23 protein-coding genes are annotated in these 22,007 nt (G+C 58.8%); 9 read left to right on the plus strand and 14 right to left on the minus strand.

The features are described from left to right. The 8 genes from sdhA to ACR0KS_RS09465 form a co-directional block, all read right to left on the minus strand. Entirely contained in the window at positions 1-1,806 is a 1,806-nt protein-coding gene (gene sdhA, locus ACR0KS_RS09430; RefSeq protein WP_170563577.1) for a succinate dehydrogenase flavoprotein subunit, read from the minus strand. Positions 1,807-1,824: 18 nt separating this feature from the next. After that, positions 1,825-2,196 carry a succinate dehydrogenase, hydrophobic membrane anchor protein gene (sdhD, locus tag ACR0KS_RS09435; protein ID WP_170563580.1) on the minus strand — a complete coding sequence of 124 codons (372 nt, stop codon included), beginning with the start codon at positions 2,194-2,196 and terminating at the stop codon, positions 1,825-1,827. 11 nt (positions 2,197-2,207) lie between these two features. Then, a complete protein-coding gene (sdhC, locus tag ACR0KS_RS09440; protein ID WP_170563583.1) occupies positions 2,208-2,594 on the minus strand; it encodes a succinate dehydrogenase, cytochrome b556 subunit in 387 nt (128 codons plus the stop codon). 198 nt (positions 2,595-2,792) lie between these two features. After that, positions 2,793-3,455, minus strand: a complete 663-nt coding sequence (locus ACR0KS_RS09445; protein WP_170563586.1) for a DUF1194 domain-containing protein — start codon at positions 3,453-3,455, stop codon at positions 2,793-2,795. Positions 3,456-3,513: 58 nt separating this feature from the next. Then, positions 3,514-4,542: a MaoC family dehydratase gene (locus ACR0KS_RS09450; RefSeq protein ID WP_170563589.1), complete on the minus strand. Its 1,029-nt coding sequence runs from the start codon at positions 4,540-4,542 to the stop codon at positions 3,514-3,516. Then, on the minus strand, positions 4,542-4,748 hold the full coding sequence (locus ACR0KS_RS09455) for a DUF1737 domain-containing protein (RefSeq protein ID WP_170387510.1): 207 nt from the start codon (positions 4,746-4,748) through the stop codon (positions 4,542-4,544). Before ACR0KS_RS09455 ends, ACR0KS_RS09450 begins: the two co-directional genes overlap by 1 nt. Before the next feature lie 12 nt (positions 4,749-4,760). Further along, entirely contained in the window at positions 4,761-5,315 is a 555-nt protein-coding gene (locus tag ACR0KS_RS09460) for an NnrU family protein (protein ID WP_170563591.1), read from the minus strand. 6 nt (positions 5,316-5,321) lie between these two features. Next, on the minus strand, positions 5,322-6,179 hold the full coding sequence (locus tag ACR0KS_RS09465) for an HpcH/HpaI aldolase/citrate lyase family protein (protein WP_170485071.1): 858 nt from the start codon (positions 6,177-6,179) through the stop codon (positions 5,322-5,324). Between the two features lie 171 nt (positions 6,180-6,350). On the opposite strand from ACR0KS_RS09465, the gene ACR0KS_RS09470 reads away from it, so the two are divergent. After that, the gene (locus ACR0KS_RS09470) at positions 6,351-6,650 is read left to right on the plus strand and encodes a hypothetical protein (RefSeq protein WP_170563594.1); all 300 of its coding nucleotides are present in this window, start codon (positions 6,351-6,353) and stop codon (positions 6,648-6,650) included. On the opposite strand, the gene ACR0KS_RS09475 is transcribed toward ACR0KS_RS09470, so the two are convergent. Then, the gene (locus tag ACR0KS_RS09475; protein ID WP_170563597.1) at positions 6,647-7,402 is read right to left on the minus strand and encodes a sulfite exporter TauE/SafE family protein; all 756 of its coding nucleotides are present in this window, start codon (positions 7,400-7,402) and stop codon (positions 6,647-6,649) included. The genes ACR0KS_RS09470 and ACR0KS_RS09475 overlap by 4 nt on opposite strands. Positions 7,403-7,549: 147 nt before the next feature. On the opposite strand from ACR0KS_RS09475, the gene mdh reads away from it, so the two are divergent. From mdh to lpdA, 8 genes are all read left to right on the plus strand, one after another. After that, positions 7,550-8,512 carry a malate dehydrogenase gene (gene mdh / locus ACR0KS_RS09480; protein ID WP_170414978.1) on the plus strand — a complete coding sequence of 321 codons (963 nt, stop codon included), beginning with the start codon at positions 7,550-7,552 and terminating at the stop codon, positions 8,510-8,512. A gap of 320 nt (positions 8,513-8,832) precedes the next feature. Then, complete coding sequence (sucC, locus tag ACR0KS_RS09485) at positions 8,833-10,026, plus strand: ADP-forming succinate--CoA ligase subunit beta (protein WP_170387497.1); 1,194 nt, start codon at positions 8,833-8,835, stop codon at positions 10,024-10,026. An 83-nt stretch (positions 10,027-10,109) separates the two neighbouring features. Further along, positions 10,110-10,991, plus strand: a complete 882-nt coding sequence (gene sucD / locus ACR0KS_RS09490; RefSeq protein ID WP_170353524.1) for a succinate--CoA ligase subunit alpha — start codon at positions 10,110-10,112, stop codon at positions 10,989-10,991. A gap of 40 nt (positions 10,992-11,031) precedes the next feature. Beyond that, complete coding sequence (locus ACR0KS_RS09495) at positions 11,032-11,574, plus strand: DUF805 domain-containing protein (RefSeq protein WP_170563600.1); 543 nt, start codon at positions 11,032-11,034, stop codon at positions 11,572-11,574. Beyond that, the gene (locus ACR0KS_RS09500) at positions 11,571-14,528 is read left to right on the plus strand and encodes a 2-oxoglutarate dehydrogenase E1 component (RefSeq protein ID WP_170485080.1); all 2,958 of its coding nucleotides are present in this window, start codon (positions 11,571-11,573) and stop codon (positions 14,526-14,528) included. Before ACR0KS_RS09495 ends, ACR0KS_RS09500 begins: the two co-directional genes overlap by 4 nt. A 3-nt stretch (positions 14,529-14,531) precedes the next feature. After that, positions 14,532-16,037: a 2-oxoglutarate dehydrogenase complex dihydrolipoyllysine-residue succinyltransferase gene (gene odhB / locus ACR0KS_RS09505; protein ID WP_170563602.1), complete on the plus strand. Its 1,506-nt coding sequence runs from the start codon at positions 14,532-14,534 to the stop codon at positions 16,035-16,037. Positions 16,038-16,039: 2 nt separating this feature from the next. Next, positions 16,040-16,309: a hypothetical protein gene (locus ACR0KS_RS09510; protein WP_170414993.1), complete on the plus strand. Its 270-nt coding sequence runs from the start codon at positions 16,040-16,042 to the stop codon at positions 16,307-16,309. A gap of 72 nt (positions 16,310-16,381) precedes the next feature. Continuing rightward, a complete protein-coding gene (gene lpdA, locus ACR0KS_RS09515) occupies positions 16,382-17,770 on the plus strand; it encodes a dihydrolipoyl dehydrogenase (protein WP_170563605.1) in 1,389 nt (462 codons plus the stop codon). 56 nt (positions 17,771-17,826) lie between these two features. Here lpdA and ACR0KS_RS09520 read toward each other — a convergent pair whose 3' ends face one another. The 5 genes from ACR0KS_RS09520 to ACR0KS_RS09540 all read right to left on the minus strand — a co-directional run bounded on the left by ACR0KS_RS09520 (position 17,827) and on the right by ACR0KS_RS09540 (position 21,859). Continuing rightward, complete coding sequence (locus tag ACR0KS_RS09520) at positions 17,827-18,870, minus strand: sterol desaturase family protein (RefSeq protein ID WP_170563608.1); 1,044 nt, start codon at positions 18,868-18,870, stop codon at positions 17,827-17,829. Positions 18,871-18,953: 83 nt separating this feature from the next. Beyond that, positions 18,954-19,559: a pyridoxamine 5'-phosphate oxidase family protein gene (locus ACR0KS_RS09525; protein ID WP_170564750.1), complete on the minus strand. Its 606-nt coding sequence runs from the start codon at positions 19,557-19,559 to the stop codon at positions 18,954-18,956. Then, positions 19,546-20,286 carry a lysophospholipid acyltransferase family protein gene (locus ACR0KS_RS09530; RefSeq protein WP_170415263.1) on the minus strand — a complete coding sequence of 247 codons (741 nt, stop codon included), beginning with the start codon at positions 20,284-20,286 and terminating at the stop codon, positions 19,546-19,548. Before ACR0KS_RS09530 ends, ACR0KS_RS09525 begins: the two co-directional genes overlap by 14 nt. After that, positions 20,286-21,185, minus strand: a complete 900-nt coding sequence (locus ACR0KS_RS09535; RefSeq protein WP_170563611.1) for an FtsX-like permease family protein — start codon at positions 21,183-21,185, stop codon at positions 20,286-20,288. Before ACR0KS_RS09535 ends, ACR0KS_RS09530 begins: the two co-directional genes overlap by 1 nt. Beyond that, positions 21,182-21,859, minus strand: coding sequence for an ATP-binding cassette domain-containing protein (locus ACR0KS_RS09540; protein ID WP_170485095.1), 678 nt, complete (start codon positions 21,857-21,859; stop codon positions 21,182-21,184). The genes ACR0KS_RS09535 and ACR0KS_RS09540 overlap by 4 nt, the downstream gene beginning before the upstream one ends. Between the last annotated feature and the right edge of the window lie 148 nt (positions 21,860-22,007).

Here is a 22,007-nt window from a genome sequence, read left to right on the forward strand (position 1 = left end):
TTAGAACGTCCGCGCCTTGGGCGCGATTTTGTTCAGGCTGATGCCGCCTTTATCCTCGGTGGTCAGAGGATCGACGATAACGGGGCGATAGCTGAGCTCGACCTTGTTGCCTTCAACCCGGCTAACCGTGTGAACGCGCCAATTTTCGTCGTCACGCTCGGTGAAGTCCTCATGCGCGTGCGCACCACGAGATTCCTTGCGCGCCTCGGCCCCTACGATTGTGGCCAGTGCGCTTGGCATCAGGTTGGTGAGTTCCAGCGTTTCCATCAGATCACTGTTCCAAACCAACGAGCGGTCAGTAACCTTGAGGTCATCCATCTTGGCGGCGATGGCCGTCATCTTCTCGACGCCTTCGGCCATTGTCTTGGCGGTCCGGAACACGGCAGCGTCGGCCTGCATGGTTTTCTGCATCTCAAGCCGCAGATCAGCCGTCGGGATTGACCCGCTGGCGTTGCGAACAGCGTCAAACCGGTCAAATGCCTTATCGACCGAAGCCAGGTTCAACACCGGGTTCGACGCGCCGGCATCGACAACCTTACCTGCCCGGATCGCAGCCGCGCGGCCAAACACCACGAGGTCGATCAGCGAGTTGGACCCCAGACGGTTTGCACCGTGGACCGAGGCACATCCGGCCTCACCTACGGCCATCAGGCCCGGCACAACAGCGGTCGGATCATCGGCGGTCGGGTTCAGAACTTCGCCCCAATAGTTCGTCGGGATACCGCCCATGTTGTAGTGGACAGTCGGCAGAACCGGGATCGGCTCTTTGGTGACATCAACTCCTGCAAAGACGCGGGCCGATTCCGAGATACCCGGCAGACGCTCGGCCAGCGCTTCGGCTGGAAGGTGGCTGAGGTTCAGGTGAATGTGGTCGCCATTGTCACCGTGGCCACGCCCCTCGCGGATCTCCATCGTCATCGAGCGGCTGACATAGTCGCGCGGCGCCAGGTCTTTGTACTGAGGCGCGTAACGCTCCATGAACCGCTCACCTTCCGAGTTGGTCAGGTATCCGCCCTCACCCCGTGCGCCTTCGGTGATCAGGCAGCCCGAGCCGTAGATGCCGGTCGGGTGGAACTGAACGAACTCCATATCCTGCAGGGCCAGACCCGCACGGGCCACCATGCCGCCACCGTCGCCGGTGCAGGTATGGGCCGAGGTCGCGCTGAAATAGGCGCGGCCATAGCCGCCGGTCGCCAGCACCACCATCTTGGCGTTGAAAACGTGCATCGTGCCATCGTCCAGCTTCCAGCAGACGACGCCCTGACATTGCCCGTCATCGGACATGATCAGGTCGATGGCGAAATATTCGATATAGAACTCGGCATTGTTCTTCAGCGACTGACCGTACAGCGTGTGCAGGATCGCGTGACCAGTCCGGTCTGCGGCGGCGCAGGTGCGCTGCACAGCTGGGCCTTCGCCAAACTCGGTGGTGTGGCCACCGAAGGGACGCTGGTAAATCTTACCTTCTTCGGTCCGGCTGAACGGAACGCCGTAGTGTTCCAGCTCATAAACCGCCTTTGGTGCCTCACGCGCCAAGTATTCCATCGCGTCGGTGTCACCCAACCAGTCCGATCCCTTGACGGTGTCATACATGTGCCACTGCCAATGGTCCGGCCCCATGTTCGACAGGGACGCAGCAATACCGCCCTGCGCCGCAACTGTGTGCGAACGAGTCGGGAAAACCTTGGTCACACAGGCAGTGCGCAGCCCTTGCTCGGCCATGCCAAGGGTGGCCCGCAGACCTGCCCCGCCAGCGCCGACAACGACCACGTCATATTCGTGCGTTTCGTATTCGTATGCAGCCATTTCTTTCAGCTCCGGGAATTAGAGGGCAATGCGCGCGATGGCGAAAATGCCAGCCGCTGCCGCGCCGTAGGACAGGCAGGTGGTCAGGATAATCAGAACTTTTTCCATCGTGCCGTGGACGTAATCCTCAAGCATCACCTGAGCACCTTCAGCAAAATGCTTGAAGCCGACCACGAGCGTCAGCGCCGCCACAATCGCTGGGAACGGGCGCGAATAGTAATCCAGCACCACGTCGTAAGGTTGGCCCAGAACCGGTCCAAATGTGAAAATGAACAGCGGGACAAGGATCAGCAAAGCCACCGAGCTGACCTTCATGCTCCAGAAATGTGCTGTCCCGGTTTTGGCCGAACCAAGGCCGGTCGCACGTTTACGGTCCGTAAGATAACGCATGTCTGGCCTCCTCAAGCGACAATAAGCAGGGTCAGCAGGGTCAGAACGACCGAACCGATCACGACGGCCCAACCCAGTTTTTGGGCTGTGGGCAGATCAAGCCCAACCGCATTGTCCCAGATCAGATGCCGTACACCAGCCAGAGTGTGATACCACAGCCCCCAAAGAGAGAGAGCCATCACCAGATCCCCAATGACCGAGGTCAGCCACCAGTTTGCGCGCGCATATGCCTCGGGTGAGGTCGCGGCGGCCAGAAACCACCACACAATCAGCAGCGCAGCAACGAGCAGGGCGTTTCCTGTAATACGGGTCAGGATGGATGTGACCGAAGTCAGCTGTGGACGATAAATCGACAGATGAGGCGATAACGGGCGATTGCCCCGATTAACATCGGCCATGGCGGCTCCTTTTCGGTTGGCTTCCGATGGTTTTACTGTTTTTTGCCGTTCTGTCACGTGCTGCATCTGCAAAAAAGCCCATAATTGACCCAAAACGACGGATATTCCAAAATTGTGATCACACAAATATTGACGTGATCACAAATGATTCCGTCTGGTTGCAGTGTTAGCGTCCTGACCTCCGAATCTTTGCCGGAGTCACTCCAATCCAGCCGTTTGCTGAGTGACCTCTCGCAGAAGTTTTTTACGGATTCTCTCGGGATAGTCCTCGAACCCTGCAGCCGAAACCACAAATGCACCTTCGCCGACGATCACATTCTCAAAGAAATACGCGGTCAGGTCCGGTTCGCTTTCCTCGATGGCGATCGCGTTCACTGTCACACCGTGACGACGCAGAACGGAATGTATCTCTGTCGGCTCGACCCCTTCATTTGAAATCCCATCACCCGAGATATCAATAAGTTGGCGCTTGCACTCGGACACGGCGCTAAAACTTGTCAGCGTCATTTCAAGCGCCTCGCCAATAGCAGTTGAAAAATTCCTCCAGACCCGAGGGTCAGAGGCCACTTGGTTTGCAAAGGCATCAAGTGTTTCAAAGCTGTCTATGCGCGTCCAGGGGATCGTGACCTTCTGGCGCGAGGTACCTGTCCATTGCACCAGCATCAAGCGGGCCTGCCCGCGGACAAGCGCCTCTGAGACGACAGGGTCGCGCAACCCGGCGGCAAGACCATCCATCTGTATGCGGTATTCGCCAGTATCAACGGACCCTGAAACGTCAACGGCCAAAGCCAAAGCCAAATCGCACGCCATGGCCGGAGGCGTCAGGAAAATGCAGGCGGCGACTGAACGAAGCAAGAGCATGATCGCAGCCTAGCACGAATGTTGCCGACCGCGATCACTTCAACGTGGGTGGTTCTTATCAGGTCGGGATCAAGGCCCAGTAGTCGAGATCCAACAAGACGCTGGGCATATATCGCCCATCTTCGTTTTTCAGCTCGAAAGGCTCTCCGCCCTTGGTGGCCACCAACCGCAGGCGTATAGCCCCAACGCCAGGCACACCCGTTTCGGCCTTTTCCAGAACCTCGGACCAAGCCTTGATGGTATCACCTGAAAAGCAGGGGTTTGCATGTGCACCAGCGTTCAGGCCAACGATCATCTGAGCGTTCGCCAGTCCATTGAACGACAAGGCCCGCGCCATCGAAATCACGTGCCCACCATAGATCAGGCGACCGTCGGGACGGAAAGTCAGGTCGAAATGCACCTTGGCCGTATTTTGCCACAGGCGGGTGGCCAGCATATGCTCGGCCTCCTCGACAGTTACGCCGTCCACATGGTCGATCTTTTCACCGATCTCGTAATCCCCACAACGATGCGCCTCGCCCGCTTGGGCAAAGTCGTAGCTCGAGAAATCCAACCCTTCTGGAATAACCAAATCCTTCGGATCCAGTGCCTTTTTCAGCTCAGGCACGACCACTTCCGGTGCGGGGGCGTCGAGGTCGGATTTCCGCACCATGACCCAACGAACATATTCCATGACAGGTTCGTCGCGCTGGTTCAGGCCACGGGTCCGTACATAAACAACCCCGGTCTTGCCGTTCGAGTTCTGCTTGAGCCCGATCACCTCAGATTCCGACCGCAGCGTGTCGCCCGCGTAAACCGGTTTCAACCAGCGCCCCTCGGCATAGCCCAGATTGGCCACCGCGTTCAGCGAGACATCCGGCACAGTCTTGCCAAACACCACATGAAACGCCGCCAGATCGTCCAGCGGGCTTTGCGGCAGACCAGACGCCCGGGCGAACTCGTCCGAAGAATACAGCGCGTGGCGGGCGGGGTAGAGCGCGTGATACAGCGCGCGCTCGCCGTTGGTCACGGTGCGTGGCACTGCGTGGTGCAGCACCTGCCCGACGGAATAGTCCTCGAAAAAGCGGCCCGGATTGGTTTTTACCATTATTGCTGTCCCAGTTTCATATCGGGTGAATAGTCGGCCGAGACCTCTTTGGTCACGGCCTGCGCACAGCGCATCACGCTGTTGGCGGCGTCATAGGCATAGGACGGGTCGCCATATAGATCCCACCCCTTTGCCAGCGCGTCGGACACCTTGTGGCAAAAGGCCGAGGTATCCTCTTCGGTCAGCAGACGATAGAGTTTTGCCATCCTTCAAACTCCTTACGAGGGGAACGGAGACGGACCGACCAGCCCGTGAACATAGCCGATCACGCCAAGCAGCACGATCGAGGCCACAAAGAACATCGCGTCCTTGCCATAGGTTCCGGGTTCGCCCGGTGTCCAATCGGGTTCTGCGCGGTTGATGACCACGACTTCGGCCAGCGCCCACAGGAACAGGCCACCGAACAGGATGATCGAGGCGAGATCGCCATTCACCAACAAATGCGCAAAGGCCCAAGCGCGGAAACCGGCCAGTTGCGGGTGGCGCATCTTGTTCAGCAAACGGCCCTTTTTGCCAGCGGGACTCATCATGAAGATGGCGATCAGCACCAGCAGGTTGTTGATATGGACCATGAAAGAAGGCGGTGCCCAGACATAGATGAAATCGGTCATGCGATAGCCGAAGATCATCAGCAAGATCGCCGCCACCAACGCCAGCGCCACCGCGCCTTTGCCACCATTTCCCATCGCCGCGCGCTGCGCTGGCATCACGCGTTTGAACAGATGCGCGGCCCACCAAAGCGCCACACCGAGGATCAGAAGTACAAAGCCCATGCTGGCTTACCCCGCTTGCAAAATTGAGATTGCCTCAGCTTTTGCCAGAATTTCACGGGCGGTTGCAACGTGCAGATTTTCAACGATCTTGCCGTCCACCACAGCGACGCCCTGCCCTTGCGCCTCGATCTCTTCAAAGGCTGCAATCTGACGTTGGGCCAGATCAATCTCGGCCTCGGACGGAGCGAAGGCCGCGTTGGTGATCTCGACCTGCGCCGGGTGGATCAGGGTTTTGCCGTCAAAGCCCATATCGCGGCCCTGCGTACATTCAGCGGCCAGACCTTCGTCATCCTTGAAGGCGTTATAGACGCCATCCACGATGATCAGCCCTTCGGCTTTGGCGGCCAACAGGCACAGGCCCAGAGAGGTCATCAGAGGCAGGCGATCGGGGCGGAACCGGGTCTGCAACTCTTTGGCCAGATCATTGGTGCCCATCACAAAGCCCGCCATTAGCGGATGCGCCGCGATCTCGGCGGCGTTAAGCATCCCGCGCGGGGTCTCCATCATCGCCCAGATCGGGATATCGCCGGTGATCGCGGCCAGCGCGTCCACATCCGCGGCTGAATTCACCTTGGGCAGCAGAACCACATCCGCATCCATGTCCCGCACGGCCTCGGCATCGGCGCGGCCCCATTCGGTGTCCAGCCCGTTGATCCGCACGATCTTGACCCGCGCGCCATATCCGCCCGCCGCCAGAGCCGCCTTGAGCGTTTCGCGCGCGTTCTCTTTCTCATCGGCGGCGACGGCATCTTCCAGATCAAAGATGATCGCGTCCACCGGCAGGGTGCGTGCCTTGTCCAGCGCCCGATCCTTGGAACCGGGGATATACAGAACAGAACGATAGGGGCGCTGACGGGGGTCCATTGGCCTCTCCCTCTTGAAATAAAGTTGCGCGGAATGGGGCATTTTTTGTCGGAAAGTTCAAGGGCAAAATCGCCGCATTGCAGCATACGCGACGCAACGTGCGTTTGTTTAACCAGATTTCGGTGCATCGCCCCCACCCTTTTGCGCAGTTGGAATCGAAAGGGTGCGACAATGAAAAAGACACTGTTCAAGATGACGATGGGGCTGGGCATCATGGTTCTCGCCGCCCAGCAGGTTCAGGCACAAAACTGCGCACCCCGCGAGGACATCATACAACGGCTGGCCGAAAACTATGGCGAAACGCGGCGCGGCATCGGCATTGCGCGGCAAGGCTCTGTTATGGAGGTCTATGCCTCGGACTCGAGCGGCAGTTGGACGATTACGGTGACGCTGCCGGACGGGGTGACTTGCCTTATCGCATCGGGTCAAGCCTATGAGGACGTAACCGAGGCTCTGCCGCCCAATGTTTAGGTCAGCGCGTCCCAGATCAATTTACTGCCCGTCAGGGTCAAAAGGACGTAGGCGACGCCAAAGAACAGGCGCTCGGACATCATGAAATGCGCCCGAACGCCCAGCCACGCACCAAGAATGGCGAATGGGGCCAGTAGCAAATCTGCCAGCGCCGTGTGCCATGTGAACAGCCCGAGATAGGCGAAGGGCACGAATTTCACCGCGTTGATGATCCAGAATACCAAGACGGTGCTGGCCTGAAACTCGGTCTTCGACAGACGCTGCGACAACAGGTAGACGGCGGCGGGCGGGCCGCCTGCATGACTTACGAAACTGGTGAATCCGGCAACCAACCCGGCGAAAAGCCCGGCTGAGGGCGGTAGCCGATTGGCAAAACCACGAATCCAGCCCTTGCTTTGCGCCACATGCCAGATCACGAACCCGACTGAGATCCCTCCGATCAGAAGACGCAAAAGGTCGTCATCGGTCACACGATAAAGCCAAGCCCCCAGTGCAATGCCGGGCACAGCGCCAAGGATCAACAAGCGCGAATCCGGCCAGCTCCAGCGTTTCCAGTAGGGCTTTAGCGTGGCCACGTCGATCACCATCAGGATCGGCAGCATCAGCGCCAATGCCTGCCCCGGCGTCAGCATCAGCGCCAGAATCGACGAGGAAGCAAAGGCCACCCCGGACCCAAAGCCGCCCTTGGATATCCCCGCGAAGATTACGGCGGGAATCGCCACGGCAAAAAACATCAAGTTCAACTCGATCATGCGGCCTTCCTGAATCGGGTGAAATCGCGCCTCTTGGACGTTACGAAAAACGGTATGCGGTTGTATGCCACGCAGCAGAACCCTTGCACAAATTCAATTTAGCGACTAGCACAACCGCGATTCCAAAACCCATCGGAGATATTCCAAATGGCCAGACCCAAGATCGCGCTGATCGGCGCAGGTCAGATCGGCGGCACGCTCGCCCACCTCGCTGCAATGAAAGAACTGGGTGACGTCGTCCTGTTCGACATCGCCGAAGGCACCCCGGAAGGCAAGGCGCTGGACATCGCTGAATCCGGCCCCTCCGAAGGGTTCGACGCCAAGATGAAAGGCACCCAGTCCTACGAAGACATCGCAGGCGCAGACGTCTGCATCGTCACCGCCGGTGTGCCTCGCAAACCGGGCATGAGCCGCGACGACCTGCTGGGCATCAACCTCAAGGTTATGAAATCCGTCGGCGAAGGCATCGCGGCACACGCGCCCAACGCATTTGTCATCTGCATCACCAACCCGCTGGACGCGATGGTCTGGGCGCTGCGCGAATTCTCGGGCCTGCCCCACAACAAGGTCTGCGGCATGGCGGGCGTTCTGGACTCGGGCCGGTTCGCACATTTCCTGTCGGAAGAATTCAACGTCTCGATGCGCGACGTCACCGCCTTTGTTCTGGGCGGCCACGGCGACACCATGGTGCCGTCGGTGCGCTATTCGACCGTTGCTGGTATCCCGCTGCCCGATCTGGTCGAGATGGGCTGGACTACGCAGGAAAAACTGGACGCCATCGTTCAGCGTACCCGTGATGGCGGTGCCGAGATCGTTGGCCTGCTGAAAACCGGTTCGGCCTTCTATGCGCCGGCTACTTCGGCAATCGAAATGGCCGAGGCTTATCTGAAAGACCAGAAGCGCGTTCTGCCCTGCGCCGCCTATTGCAACGGCGAACTGGGCGTTGAAGGCATGTATGTGGGTGTTCCCACAGTGATCGGTGCTGGCGGCATCGAGCGCGTCGTCGACATCAAGCTCAACGAAGAAGAGCAAGCCGGTTTCGACAACTCGGTCAACGCCGTGAAGGGTCTGATCGAGGCATGTAAGGGCATCGACAGCTCTCTGGCCTGATTTCAGCCTTTTCGACATTCCAAACCGGCCCACAAGTTGGGCCGGTTTTTTTTGCAGCGGCCTCTAGATCTGCAATACTTGCAGGAACAGTATTAGCGCAAACACCTCAAACACCCTTTTTGAATGTGTTTTCCAAGGCCCGGAACCATTTATCGAATCATAAATTCATCTTCCGTCATTTTGTGATCACACCTCAAAAAAGTGTGATCACAAAAAGTAAAAATCTCTGTGAAAATGGGCGCTGCCCGCAAAAAGACCTTTAAATTTGCCCTCTGGACATCTCTATAACGGATTAATCGTAGTCAGACGGGACAGTTTCGATGAACATTCACGAATATCAGGCCAAGGCTCTTCTTCGCAGCTATGGCGCTCCGGTCTCCGAAGGTCGCGCGGTTCTGCGCGCCGAGGAAGCCAAAACCGCAGCCGGTGAACTGGACGGCCCCTTGTGGGTTGTCAAAGCGCAAATCCACGCGGGTGGCCGCGGGAAGGGCTCATTCAAAGAGGCCGACGCCGGTGAAAAAGGCGGTGTCCGTCTGACCAAATCGGTCGAAGAAGCCGCCGAAGAAGCCAAAAAGATGCTGGGCCGCACGCTGGTCACTCATCAGACCGGTCCTGCAGGTAAGCAGGTCAACCGCATCTATATCGAGGCTGGCTCGGGCATCGAGCGTGAGCTGTATCTGGCCCTGCTGGTGGATCGTCAAACCAGCCGCATCTCGTTCGTGTGCTCGACCGAAGGCGGCATGGACATCGAAGAAGTGGCCGAGTCCACGCCCGAGAAAATCCTGTCCTTCTCGGTTGACCCTGTCACCGGCTATCAGGCATATCACGGCCGCCGCATCGCCTTCTCGTTGGGTCTGGAAGGCGCGCAGGTCAAGCAATGCGTCAAGCTGATGGGTCAGCTGTACCAAGCCTTCGTCGAGAAGGACATGGAGATGCTGGAGATCAACCCGCTGATCGTGGCCGAAGGCGGCGACCTCAAGGTTCTGGACGCCAAGCTGGGCTTTGACGGCAACGCGGTTTACCGCCACCCCGACATCGCCGAACTGCGCGACGAGACCGAGGAAGACCCCAAGGAACTCGAAGCCTCCAAGTACGACCTGAACTACATCGCGCTGGACGGTGAGATCGGCTGCATGGTGAACGGTGCCGGTCTGGCGATGGCCACGATGGACATCATCAAGCTGTACGGGGCCGAGCCTGCCAACTTCCTCGACGTCGGTGGCGGTGCCACCAAAGAGAAAGTCACCGAAGCGTTCAAGATCATCACCTCGGACGAGAACGTCAAAGGCATTTTGGTCAACATCTTCGGCGGCATCATGCGCTGCGACGTCATCGCCGAGGGCGTTGTCGCCGCGGTGAAAGAGGTCGGCCTGAAGGTTCCGCTGGTCGTGCGTCTGGAAGGCACGAATGTCGAGAAAGGCAAAGAGATCATCAACACCTCTGGCCTGGACGTGATCGCAGCGGACAACCTGAAAGACGGTGCCGAGAAAATCGTGAAGGCCGTCAAAGGCTGATTGTCATCCCGTTGGGTGGGCTTCAGCCCACCTTTCCCAAGACTTCGGCGGTCTGAAGCCCGCCCTACATAGGAGAACGCCAGATGGCAGTCCTCATCGACGAAAACACCAAAGTGATCTGTCAGGGCTTTACCGGCTCGCAGGGCACATTCCACTCTGAACAGGCCATCGCCTATGGCACCAAGATGGTCGGTGGCGTGACCCCCGGCAAAGGCGGGATGACACATCTTGACCTGCCCGTGTTCAACTCGGTCCACGAAGCCAAGCATGTGACCGAAGCTAATGCCTCGGTGATCTATGTGCCGCCGCCCTTCGCGGCTGACTCGATCCTCGAAGCGATTGACGCCGAAATGGAAGTGATCGTCTGCATCACCGAAGGCATCCCGGTTCTGGACATGATGAAGGTGAAACGCGCGCTGGAAGGCTCCAAATCGCGCCTGATCGGTCCGAACTGCCCCGGCGTCATCACGCCCGACGCCTGCAAGATCGGCATCATGCCCGGTCACATCCACAAGCGCGGCTCGGTCGGCGTTGTGTCGCGTTCGGGTACTCTGACCTATGAGGCCGTCAAGCAGACCACCGATGTGGGTCTCGGCCAGTCCACCTGCGTGGGCATCGGTGGCGACCCGATTAAGGGCACTGAGCATATCGACGTGCTGGAGTGGTTCCTGGCCGATGACGAAACCCACTCGATCATCATGATCGGTGAGATCGGTGGCTCGGCCGAAGAAGAAGCCGCGCAGTTCCTGGCGGATGAGGCCAAGAAGGGCCGCAAAAAGCCTGTCGCGGGCTTCATCGCAGGCCGCACAGCCCCTCCGGGTCGTCGCATGGGCCACGCTGGTGCAATCGTCGCTGGCGGCAAAGGTGGTGCAGAAGACAAGATCGAAGCCATGCGCTCGGCCGGTATCGTTGTGGCAGAAAGCCCCGCGACGCTGGGTGAGGCCGTGCTGGAAGCGATTGGTTAAAGCAGCGGCTTAGCCGTCTACTTTGAGAGGAACGTAGAACATGACCTTTGGTGAGGCTGTAAAAACGTGTTTCTCCAAGTTCTTCACCTTCTCGGGCCGCGCCTCGCGGCCCGAGTACTGGTTCTTTTTCCTGTTCATCGTGATCTGGAACATCATCGCCGGGATCATTGACTGGCAGTTCTTTACTCAGGTCACGACGACGGAAACGGACACGACGAAATCCGTCGCTGCCACCTCAAGCCAGCCGGTGCAGTCGATCGTCAGCGCAATCGTCTTTTTCCCGCATCTGACCGTCGCATGGCGTCGGATGCACGATACCGGGCGCAGCGGACTTTACGCGCTGCTGCCGATCCTGCTGATCCTCGGAGCCGCCGCGGTTCTGATTTTCGGCATTGGTCTGGCGTCCAGTTTCCAACATGGCGGCAACCTGGACATCCTGTTTACCCGCGCCACTTTGCTGGTCGTTATTCCGACACTGCTGGTTCTGGTGGTGTCGCCCCTCCTGGTGCTGTGGTGGCTGACCCGCCCCAGTCAGCCGGGCACAAATCAATACGGTCCCAACCCCTATGAGGTAACCCAATGACCGAACACTCGCCCAACTCTGCCTTTCATGCCTCAAGCTTTATGCAAGGGCATAATGCCGAATACCTAGAGCAGCTTTATGCCCAGTACACAAAAGACCCCAGCGCGGTAGACGCGGCCTGGGCCGAGTTCTTCAAGGCCATGGGCGACGCCACACCGGACGTCCAGAAAGAAGCCGAAGGGCCGTCATGGGCGCGGACCGACTGGCCTCCGACGCCGGCGGATGATCTGACCGGTGCCCTGACAGGGGAATGGGCCGAGATTGACGCAAAGGCCGCGGGCAAAAAGATCAAGGATAAGGCAGCCGCCAAAGGCGTTGAGGTCAGCGACGACCAGATCAAACGCGCCGTTCTGGACAGTTTGCGGGCGCTGATGCTGATCCGGGCTTATCGGATTCGAGGTCATCTGGCCGCCAATCTGGATCCGTTGGGGATGCGGGCTGCCAGCACCCACCCTGAACTGGACCCCAAGACCTATGGCTTTACCGAAGCCGACATGGACCGACCGATCTTTATCGACAACGTGCTGGGCCTGCAGATGGCCTCGATGCGGCAGATCGTCGATATCGTGAAGCGGACGTATTGCGGCACTTTCGCGCTGCAGTACATGCATATCTCCGATCCTGAACAGGCCGCTTGGCTGAAGGAACGGATCGAAGGCTATGGCAAGGAAATCGCCTTTACCAAGGAAGGCCGTAAGGCGATCCTGAACAAGATGGTCGAGGCCGAGGGCTTCGAGAAATTCCTGCACGTCAAATACATGGGCACCAAGCGGTTCGGTCTGGACGGTGGTGAGGCTCTGATCCCCGCGATGGAACAGATCATCAAGCGCGGCGGTGCCTTGGGCATCAAGGACATCGTCATTGGGATGCCGCACCGGGGTCGTCTGAACATTCTGGCCAACGTGATGCGCAAACCGTACCGCGCCATCTTCAACGAATTTCAGGGCGGCAGCTTCAAGCCCGAGGACGTGGATGGGTCGGGCGACGTGAAGTACCACCTCGGTGCCTCCAGCGACCGTGAGTTTGACGGCAACAGTGTACACCTGTCGCTGACCGCCAACCCCTCGCACCTTGAGGCGGTGAACCCGGTGGTTCTGGGCAAGGTCCGCGCCAAGCAGGATCAGTTGAAAGACACTGAACGCACCGCAGTGATGGGCATCCTGCTGCACGGCGACGCGGCTTTTGCCGGTCAGGGTGTGGTGGCCGAAGGGTTCGGCCTGTCAGGTCTGCGCGGTCACAAGACCGGCGGCACCATGCATATCGTGGTAAACAACCAAATCGGCTTTACCACAGCGCCGCATTTCAGCCGCTCCAGCCCGTATCCGACGGATATCGCGCTGATGGTCGAAGCACCGATCTTCCACGTGAATGGCGACGACCCCGAGGCTGTGGTCCACGCCGCCAAGGTCGCGACCGAATTCCGCCAGAAGTTCCACAAGGACGTGGTCATCGACATCTTCTGCTATCGCCGGTTCGGTCACAACGAGGGCGACGAGCCCATGTTCACCAACCCGATCATGTACAAGAAGATCAAGACGCATAAGACCACGCTGTCTCTGTATACCGAGCGTCTGGTAAAGGACGGCCTGATCCCCGAGGGCGAGATCGAGGACATGAAAGCCGCGTTCCAGGCTCATCTGAACGATGAGTTCGACGCCGGAAAGGACTACAAACCCAACAAGGCCGATTGGCTGGACGGGCGCTGGTCGCATCTGGACAAGAACAAGGAAGAATATGTGCGCGGTGATACCGCGATCAAACCCGAGACGATGGCAGAGATCGGAAACGCTCTGACCCACGCGCCTGCGGATATCGCAGTTCACAAGACGGTGGCGCGTCTGCTCGATCACAAGAAACAGATGTTCGACACCGGCAAGGGCTTTGACTGGGCAACGGGTGAGGCGCTGGCCTTCGGGTCGCTGCTGACCGAAGGTTATCCGGTGCGTCTGTCCGGTCAGGACGCGACGCGCGGCACATTCAGCCAGCGTCACTCTGGCTTTGTGCATCAGGAGACCGAGGAACGGTACTATCCGCTGAACAATATCCGCGCCGGCCAGTCGCATTACGAAGTGATCGACTCGATGCTGTCCGAATACGCGGTGCTGGGCTTTGAATACGGTTACTCTCTGGCCGAACCCAACGCCCTGACCCTGTGGGAAGCGCAGTTTGGCGATTTCGCCAACGGCGCGCAGATCATGTTCGACCAGTTCATCAGCTCGGGTGAATCGAAATGGCTACGGATGTCCGGGCTGGTGACGCTGCTGCCACACGGATTTGAAGGTCAGGGGCCGGAACACTCGTCCGCGCGGCTTGAACGGTTCCTGCAAATGTGCGGTCAGGACAACTGGATCGTGGCGAACTGTACGACGCCTGCGAACTATTTCCACATTCTGCGCCGTCAGTTGCACCGGACCTTCCGCAAACCGCTGATCCTTGTGACGCCGAAATCACTGCTGCGCCACAAGCTGGCCGTCAGCACGGCCGAGGATTTCACCACCGGGTCCAGCTTCCACCGGGTGCTGTGGGATGATGCGCAACAGGGGAATTCCGATACCAAGCTGGTCGCGGACAAAAAGATCAAGCGGGTCGTTCTGTGTTCCGGCAAGGTCTACTACGACCTGCTAGAGGAGCGCGACGCACGCGGTATCGACGATGTCTATCTGCTGCGGATCGAACAGTACTATCCCTTCCCTGCGCATTCGCTGATCAACGAGCTTGAGCGCTTTAAAGGGGCCGAGATGGTCTGGTGTCAGGAAGAACCCAAGAACCAAGGGGCCTGGACCTTTATCGAACCGAATATCGAATGGGTTCTGACCCGTATCGGAGCCAAGCACACACGGCCACGCTATGTCGGCCGCGCAACGTCGGCCTCGCCCGCGACGGGTCTGGCCAGCCAACACAAAGCCCAACAAGAAGCGCTGGTGAACGAAGCGCTGAGCATTGAAGGAAAATAAGCAATGTCCATTGAAGTTCGTGTTCCCACGCTGGGCGAGTCGGTCACCGAGGCCACAGTTGCAACCTGGTTCAAGAAACCGGGCGACGCAGTGGCTGTTGATGAAATGCTGTGCGAGTTGGAGACCGACAAGGTCACCGTCGAAGTGCCCGCACCCGCAGCCGGTGTGATGGGAGAGATCGTCGCCGCCGAAGGTGAAACTGTTAGTGTTGACGCTCTGCTGGCGACAATCGCAGCTGGCGAAGGCGCTGCCCCGGCTCCGGCGGCAGCCCCCGCTCCTGCGGCCGAGGCCCCGGCGGCAAGCGCAGCCAGCGTTGACGTAATGGTCCCCACGCTAGGCGAATCCGTGACCGAAGCAACGGTGTCCACTTGGTTCAAACAGGTCGGCGAAAGCGTCGCGCAGGACGAAATGCTGTGTGAGCTTGAAACCGACAAGGTCTCGGTCGAGGTTCCGGCCCCGGCAGCGGGCGTGCTGGCCGAGATCGTGGCGCCCGAAGGCACCACTGTGGATGCCTCGGCCAAGCTGGCCGTGATCTCGGGCGCGGGCGCTGTTGCGGCCCCGGCGGCCGCTCCGACAGCGGCGGCCCCTGCGGCTGCGGCCACGGGCAAGGATGTATCCAACGCGCCCTCAGCTGAGAAAGCGATGGCACAGGCCGGCCTGTCGGCGGATCAGGTCTCCGGTACAGGTCGCGATGGTCGCATCATGAAAGAGGACGTGGCCCGCGCCGTGGCAACCGCTGCGGCCCCCGCGCCTGCCGCCGCTCCGGCCCCGGCCCCTGCGCCGCGTGCACCTGTGGCCGCCGACGATGCCGCACGCGAGGAACGGGTCAAGATGACCCGCCTGCGCCAGACCATCGCCAAGCGCCTGAAAGACAGCCAGAACACCGCCGCCATGCTGACCACCTATAACGAGGTGGACATGACCGAGGTGATGGCCCTGCGCAGCCAGTACAAGGACCAGTTCGAGAAGAAGCACGGCGTGCGTCTGGGCTTTATGTCCTTCTTCACCAAAGCCTGCTGTCACGCGCTGAAAGAAGTCCCCGAGGTAAACGCCGAGATTGACGGCACCGACATCGTCTACAAGAACTTTGTCCATATGGGCGTGGCTGCTGGTACTCCTACAGGTTTGGTGGTTCCGGTGATCCGCGATGCCGACAGCATGTCCTTTGCCGATATCGAAAAAGCCATCGCCGAAAAGGGCAAGCGCGCCCGCGACGGCAAGCTTTCGATGGCGGAAATGCAGGGCGGCACGTTCACCATCTCGAACGGCGGTGTCTACGGCTCGCTGATGTCGTCGCCGATCCTGAACCCCCCGCAATCGGGTATTCTGGGGATGCACAAAATCCAGGATCGCCCAATGGCTATCAACGGTCAGGTCGTGATCCGTCCGATGATGTATCTGGCGCTGTCCTATGACCACCGGATCGTTGACGGCAAAGGCGCGGTGACGTTCCTTGTTCGTGTGAAAGAGGCGCTGGAAGATCCGCGCCGTCTGTTGATGGATCTGTAATCATGGCAACTCATGTATTGTGGCAGGCTGACGTAGCGGACTTTGATGTCTGGCTGAAAGTCTTCCGCGAAGACCAAAAAATGCGAGAGGCCGCGGGAATCCGCGACCTCCACATCTGGAAGGACCCAGATCAGAAAGACCACGCAGTTGCGTTGTTTGAAATCACGGATCTGGAGCGCGCTCAGGACTTTATTGAATCTGAGGAACTGGCCATGCATCACGAGCGTGGCGGGGTTGCCCATATCAAAGTAAAAATTCTGACACCGGTCTGACTATTCCCGGGTGCGCCATCCCGCGATGGCCGCCCGATTCAAGTTTAACTCCTCAGGTTCTAGGAGAATAAAATGGCAAACTATGATGTCATCGTTATTGGCGCCGGTCCCGGCGGGTATGTCTGTGCGATCCGCTGCGCTCAACTCGGTCTGAAAACCGCCGTTGTCGAAGGGCGTGAGACTCTGGGCGGCACCTGCCTGAATGTGGGCTGTATCCCGTCGAAGGCGCTGCTGCACGCATCCCACCAGCTTCACGAAGCCGAGCACAACTTTGCCAAGATGGGCCTCAAGGGGAAAAGCCCCTCGGTCGATTGGAAGCAGATGCAGGCGTACAAGGACGAGGTGATCGACGGCAACACCAAGGGCATCGAGTTTCTGTTCAAGAAGAACAAGATCGACTGGTTGAAAGGCTGGGGCTCGATCCCCGCCGCAGGTCAGGTCAAGGTGGGCGACGAGGTCCACGAGGCCAAGAATATCATCATCGCTTCGGGGTCCGAGCCGTCTTCGTTGCCCGGTGTCGAAATAGACGAGAAGGTTGTTGTGACCTCGACCGGTGCGCTGTCGCTGGGCAAGATCCCGAAAAAGATGGTCGTGATTGGCGCAGGCGTGATCGGGCTAGAGCTTGGCTCGGTCTATCAGCGTCTGGGCGCCGAGGTGACGGTGATCGAATTCCTCGACGTGATCACGCCGGGCATGGACCCCGAGGTGCAAAAGACCTTCCAGCGTATCCTCAAGAAGCAAGGCCTGAAATTCGTCATGGGTGCGGCGGTGCAAAAGACCGAAGCCACCAAGACCAAAGCCAAGGTCACCTACAAGCTGCGCAAAGATGACAGCGAGCATGTGATCGACGCCGATACTGTGCTGGTCGCCACCGGGCGCAAGCCGTTCTCGGACGGGCTAGGGCTTGAGGCGTTGGGTGTTGAGATGACTCCGCGCGGTCAGATCAAGGTTGGTGCCGACTGGCAAACCAACGTGCCGGGGATCTACGCCATTGGCGATGTGACCGAAGGCCCGATGCTGGCGCACAAGGCCGAAGATGAAGGCATGGCCGCCGCCGAACAGGTTGCAGGCAAGCATGGCCATGTGAACTACGGCGTCATTCCGGGTGTGATCTACACTTGGCCCGAGGTCGCCAATGTCGGCGAAACCGAAGCCACGCTGAAAGAGGCTGGACGCGCCTACAAGGTTGGCAAATTCATGTTCATGGGCAATGGCCGCGCCAAGGCGAACTTTGCTGCCGACGGCTTCGTCAAAATTCTGGCCGACAAAGACACCGACCGCATTCTGGGCGCGCATATTATTGGTCCCGCTGCCGGTGACCTGATCCACGAAGTCTGCGTCGCGATGGAGTTCGGCGCATCGGCCGAAGACCTGGCCCTGACCTGCCACGCTCACCCGACCTACTCTGAGGCCGTGCGCGAGGCTGCGCTGGCCTGTGGAGACGGCCCGATCCATAGCTAAACACCTAAGGCGCGACGCAACGTTTGTGCGTCGCGCCTAGGTCAAACCAATCTGCTTTACTCGGCAGGTTCGTTGCTTTGTGTCTGTCCAGGCGTGTTTTCGACCTGACGCTTCCGACGCAGCAGACCCCAGGCGTCTCGGAATGGAACGAAATACAGCTTCATGCATGTGTTCAATTCGTGGCCATTGTCTTTTTCGGTCACGCCAAATTTCACGTCCCTATTGTCTTTGGGCATGACATAGGTGTCGAAAAGGACATCCCAAACCGGAAACATGAAAGCAAAGTTCTTGTCCAAATGATCCGGATGACAACTGTGATGCACATGGTGATGGGCCGGGGACGGGAAGACCTTGGACCAGACACCCGGCCAACGCAGCCAGATATGGGAATGCCGTAGATTGTAACCCACGGCGTTGAATAAGAACATCAATAGCGGCACGCCAAGAACAACCGGAATGTTCGGGTGGTAGCCTAGTACTCGAAAGGTAAAACCGGTTACGGCTCCACCCCCTAGGCCGACCGCCAGATAATAAAACATGTTGTCTATCGGGTGCTCGCGAAAATTCGAGATGGGATGCATGACCTCAGCGCTGTGATGCACCTTGTGGAATTGCCAAAGCAATGGAATCTTGTGTTGCAGGTAGTGGCAATAAAACGCAATAAAATCAGTAACTAAAAACAGCACACACATATATACAATAGTGATAGCCGCGCCGACCCAACCGGTCAGGTGTTTTCCCTCCTCGGCAGTTTGGGGGTCGAATCCCCCGCTAGCCCAGTAGTATGAAACCGCAGCAGATCCCGCCAGTAGACCCAGCATAAGAAAATGTCCGATCAACATATGGAAAAAGAAATATCGCACATCCAACCAAGCCGACGGATGCTTCCATACTTTTTTGGGAAATAAGAACCCGAGAAAGGTTTTCTCGCCTTCAACTTCTGAGGAAGTACGACGCTTTCGGGCATATATCCAAAAGGCGATTAATAAAGATGTCGCCAGATACAAGAAATATATCCGGTTGCCGGGATCAAGCGGGTATAAAAGCACACTCTTCGCGTGATCGAGGAAAGCGTTCCAATAAGACTGCAACTGCTGCATCCAAACCTCCGGTTCAGCTTATCCTATTCTAGCGCTATTAATTGTCTACCCGTGTGGCAATTCCGTGAAAAAGTGTAGACCCTTCACCACATCGTTCTGGCGGCGCGCACACCCCATTCCGCATCATATTGTGCGCCGCCTTCCTCGCCTTTTGAAGCCTCGGCCAGGATTTCACCGACGGATGGCAGCCCGGTACTTTCGTCCCCGCTGGTCCATGTCCCCGCACGCATCAATGCGCGGGCGCATTGCGTGTATATCTCTGCAATTTCAATCACGATCACAGTCGCAGGACGACGGCCAAGTTTTTCAAACCGGTCCCGCAAACGTTCATCTACCGTCAGACGCGCGTGGCCGTTCACACGGACGACATTGTTGGACCCCGGCACCAGAAACATCAGGGAAACACGCGGGTCGCGTACAATGTTGCGCAGACTGTCCAGCCGGTTGTTGCCCCTCCAGTCGGGCATCGCCAGCGTCCTGTTGTCCAGCTCCAGAACCACCGGTCCATCATCGCCGCGCGGACTTCCGTCCACCCCTTCAGGGCCAACCGTGCTGAGGATGCACAAGCGCGACGCCATGATCCATTTTCGGTATAACGGTGTAAGCTGGGCCGCCACTTTGCGCAGGGATGGCGCGCCCGGCGTGCCATAGAGACTCTCGAGTGTTTCGATGTCCTCAATGAACTCCATCAGGATCAAACCCCACTTCCCGCATTAACGCGTTCGAGCGGCTCTCGATCACATCTTCCAGCCGCTCAAGAAACGCCTCGCGCGCGACGCCCGGTTCGATCGGCTCAAGAAAATCGACAATCGCCAATCCGGGTTTTCGCATGATTCCCGTGCGCGGCCAAAAGACCCCCGCGTTTGTCGCCGCAGGGACGCAGGTGAAGCCCAACCCTTCATACAGCACCGCCGTACCCACCTTGTATGGCTTTTGCACACCCGGAGCCACCCGCGTGCCCTGCGGGTAGATGACAAGCTGGCCGGGTTCTGCGAATTCGGTTGCAACATCCTTGACCATCTTGGCCACAGCCGCGCCCCTTTTACCGCGATCCACGGGGATACAACCGAGCCGACGCGCATAAAGACCAATCATCGGCGTCCAGAGCAGTTCCCGCTTCATGATAAACTTCCCATGCGGGACAGCGTTGAAAATGATCATGATATCCAGGAAAGACTGGTGCTTGGCCCCGATCACCACTTCATCCACGGGCACTGTACCCCGGACTTCGCAGCGGATACCCACCATCCAACGCGCCATCCACATCGTTGATCGAGCGTAAATCTTGCAAGCCTGAAGCGCGCCGCGCTTGGCGAAAAGGGCATAGGGCGCGAAAACAACACCCAGGACAAGCATCCAAGTGTAGATCACGATCATGAAGATCAAAGACCGAACCCATTGCAATGCTGCGGTCATCATGAAAGCTCCGTCAGTTTTCGGGTTGCGGCGCTCCAGGTGGCCAGAAACGCGACGGCGGCGCCCAGTACGGGGATCATAGCTGGCAAAAACCAGCCAAGCCCCTGAAATCCAAGCCCGGTCAAAAAGCCCCCTTCGTCCGAGGCTTCGGGCAAAAGCAGCACCCCTGTCATACCCAACAATACCCCGACCACAGCCCCAAAAAAGGCCCGATAGGTAAACCGGCGAACAAAGGCGTTTGCGATGAACCGGTCGCGTGCTCCGACCAGTCGCAGCACTTCTATGATCTGTGCGTTTGCGGCAAGCGACGCATTGGCGGCCAAGGTGATCATTGCGGCCGTAGCTCCGCCGATCAGTAGAATAGATACCCAACCCAGCCGTCTTAACGATGTCGCCGCATCGACCAGAGGTTCACGCCAGCGGGTGTGGTCGTCAAGAACTGCGCCCGGCACCTCAGCACCAAGTCGCAGGCGCAGACCGGCGGCATCCAGCCCCGGCGCGCCCTCGATGATTTCGATCAACTGCGGGACGGGTAGCGTGTCCAACGGAAGATCGGGGCCAAACCAAGGGGACAAAAGGGCCAGTTGTTCTTCCGAAGTCAAAGCACGGGCAGAAGCAACGCCGGGCGTTTGCGACAATACAGTCAGCGCGGCCTCGGTCTGTGCGGCAAGCTGGTCGGACGGCGCGTTGATGCGCAGCGTGGCGGCCCCCGCCAGTTCGGTTGCCCAGCGATCCGCCAACCTGCCGGATGCCAGCGACAGGGCCAAGGCGAAAACTGCAAGAAAAGCCATCGCGCCAGACACGAACAGTGTCAGTTGAGCCGTGTATCCCGTGGGCGGCACAACCCGGTCCGCGCGTTTGTCACGCTGAAGCAGGTTCCGAATGGTGCCCTCACTCATAGGTCCGCCCCCGCCAGTTGTACTTGTCGTTGCGAAATGCGCAGCACCCGCGCCTGTACCTGACTTTTGGCTGCCCGGATTAGGCTTAGGTCATGGGTGGCGATCAGAACCGTCTTTCCCATCCTGTTCAACTCGACCAACAGGCGCAACAGACGCTGCGACATGTCCCAATCCACGTTCCCGGTCGGTTCGTCCGCCAGAACCACATCGGGCGACAGGATAACCGCGCGGGCCAATGCCGCGCGCTGACGCTCACCGCCGGACAACTCAGGAGGAGCCGCGTCCTGTCGGGCGCCCAAACCGACCCAGTTCAGCAGTTCGGCCAAGTCTTCCTGCTGCGCGGATTCGGCGCGACCGGACACCATCAGCGGCAGGGCCACATTCTCGGCCAGCGTCATGTGATCCAGAAACCGGCAATCCTGATGTACAACACCGATCCGACGGCGCAGCAGGGCCATTTGGTCCCGATCCAAACCCGCGACATCCTGCTCGAACGCGCAAAGCCGCCCCGAGGTCGGCAACAACGCCCCGTAGCAGAGTTTGAGCAACGTCGTCTTGCCAGCCCCCGAAGGGCCGGTCAGAAAATGAAACGATCCGGGATGCAGCCGAAGGGACACATCGCTCAGCAAAGCTCCACCACCATAGGTATAGCTGACATTTTCCAGCTCGATCACCGGCGCCCCCGTTTTTTGCTGCTGCTCTTCTTGCCCGAGCACAGTCGCGGTTTCAATGCCTGTACCGGGTCGATTTGGTGACACTTGCGGCGCGAAACCGAAAACACCCTTTGCTGTCTGGTCTTAACGGAATATCATTCCTGAAAAA

It is taken from the genome of Ruegeria sp. BC7, assembly GCF_056539165.1.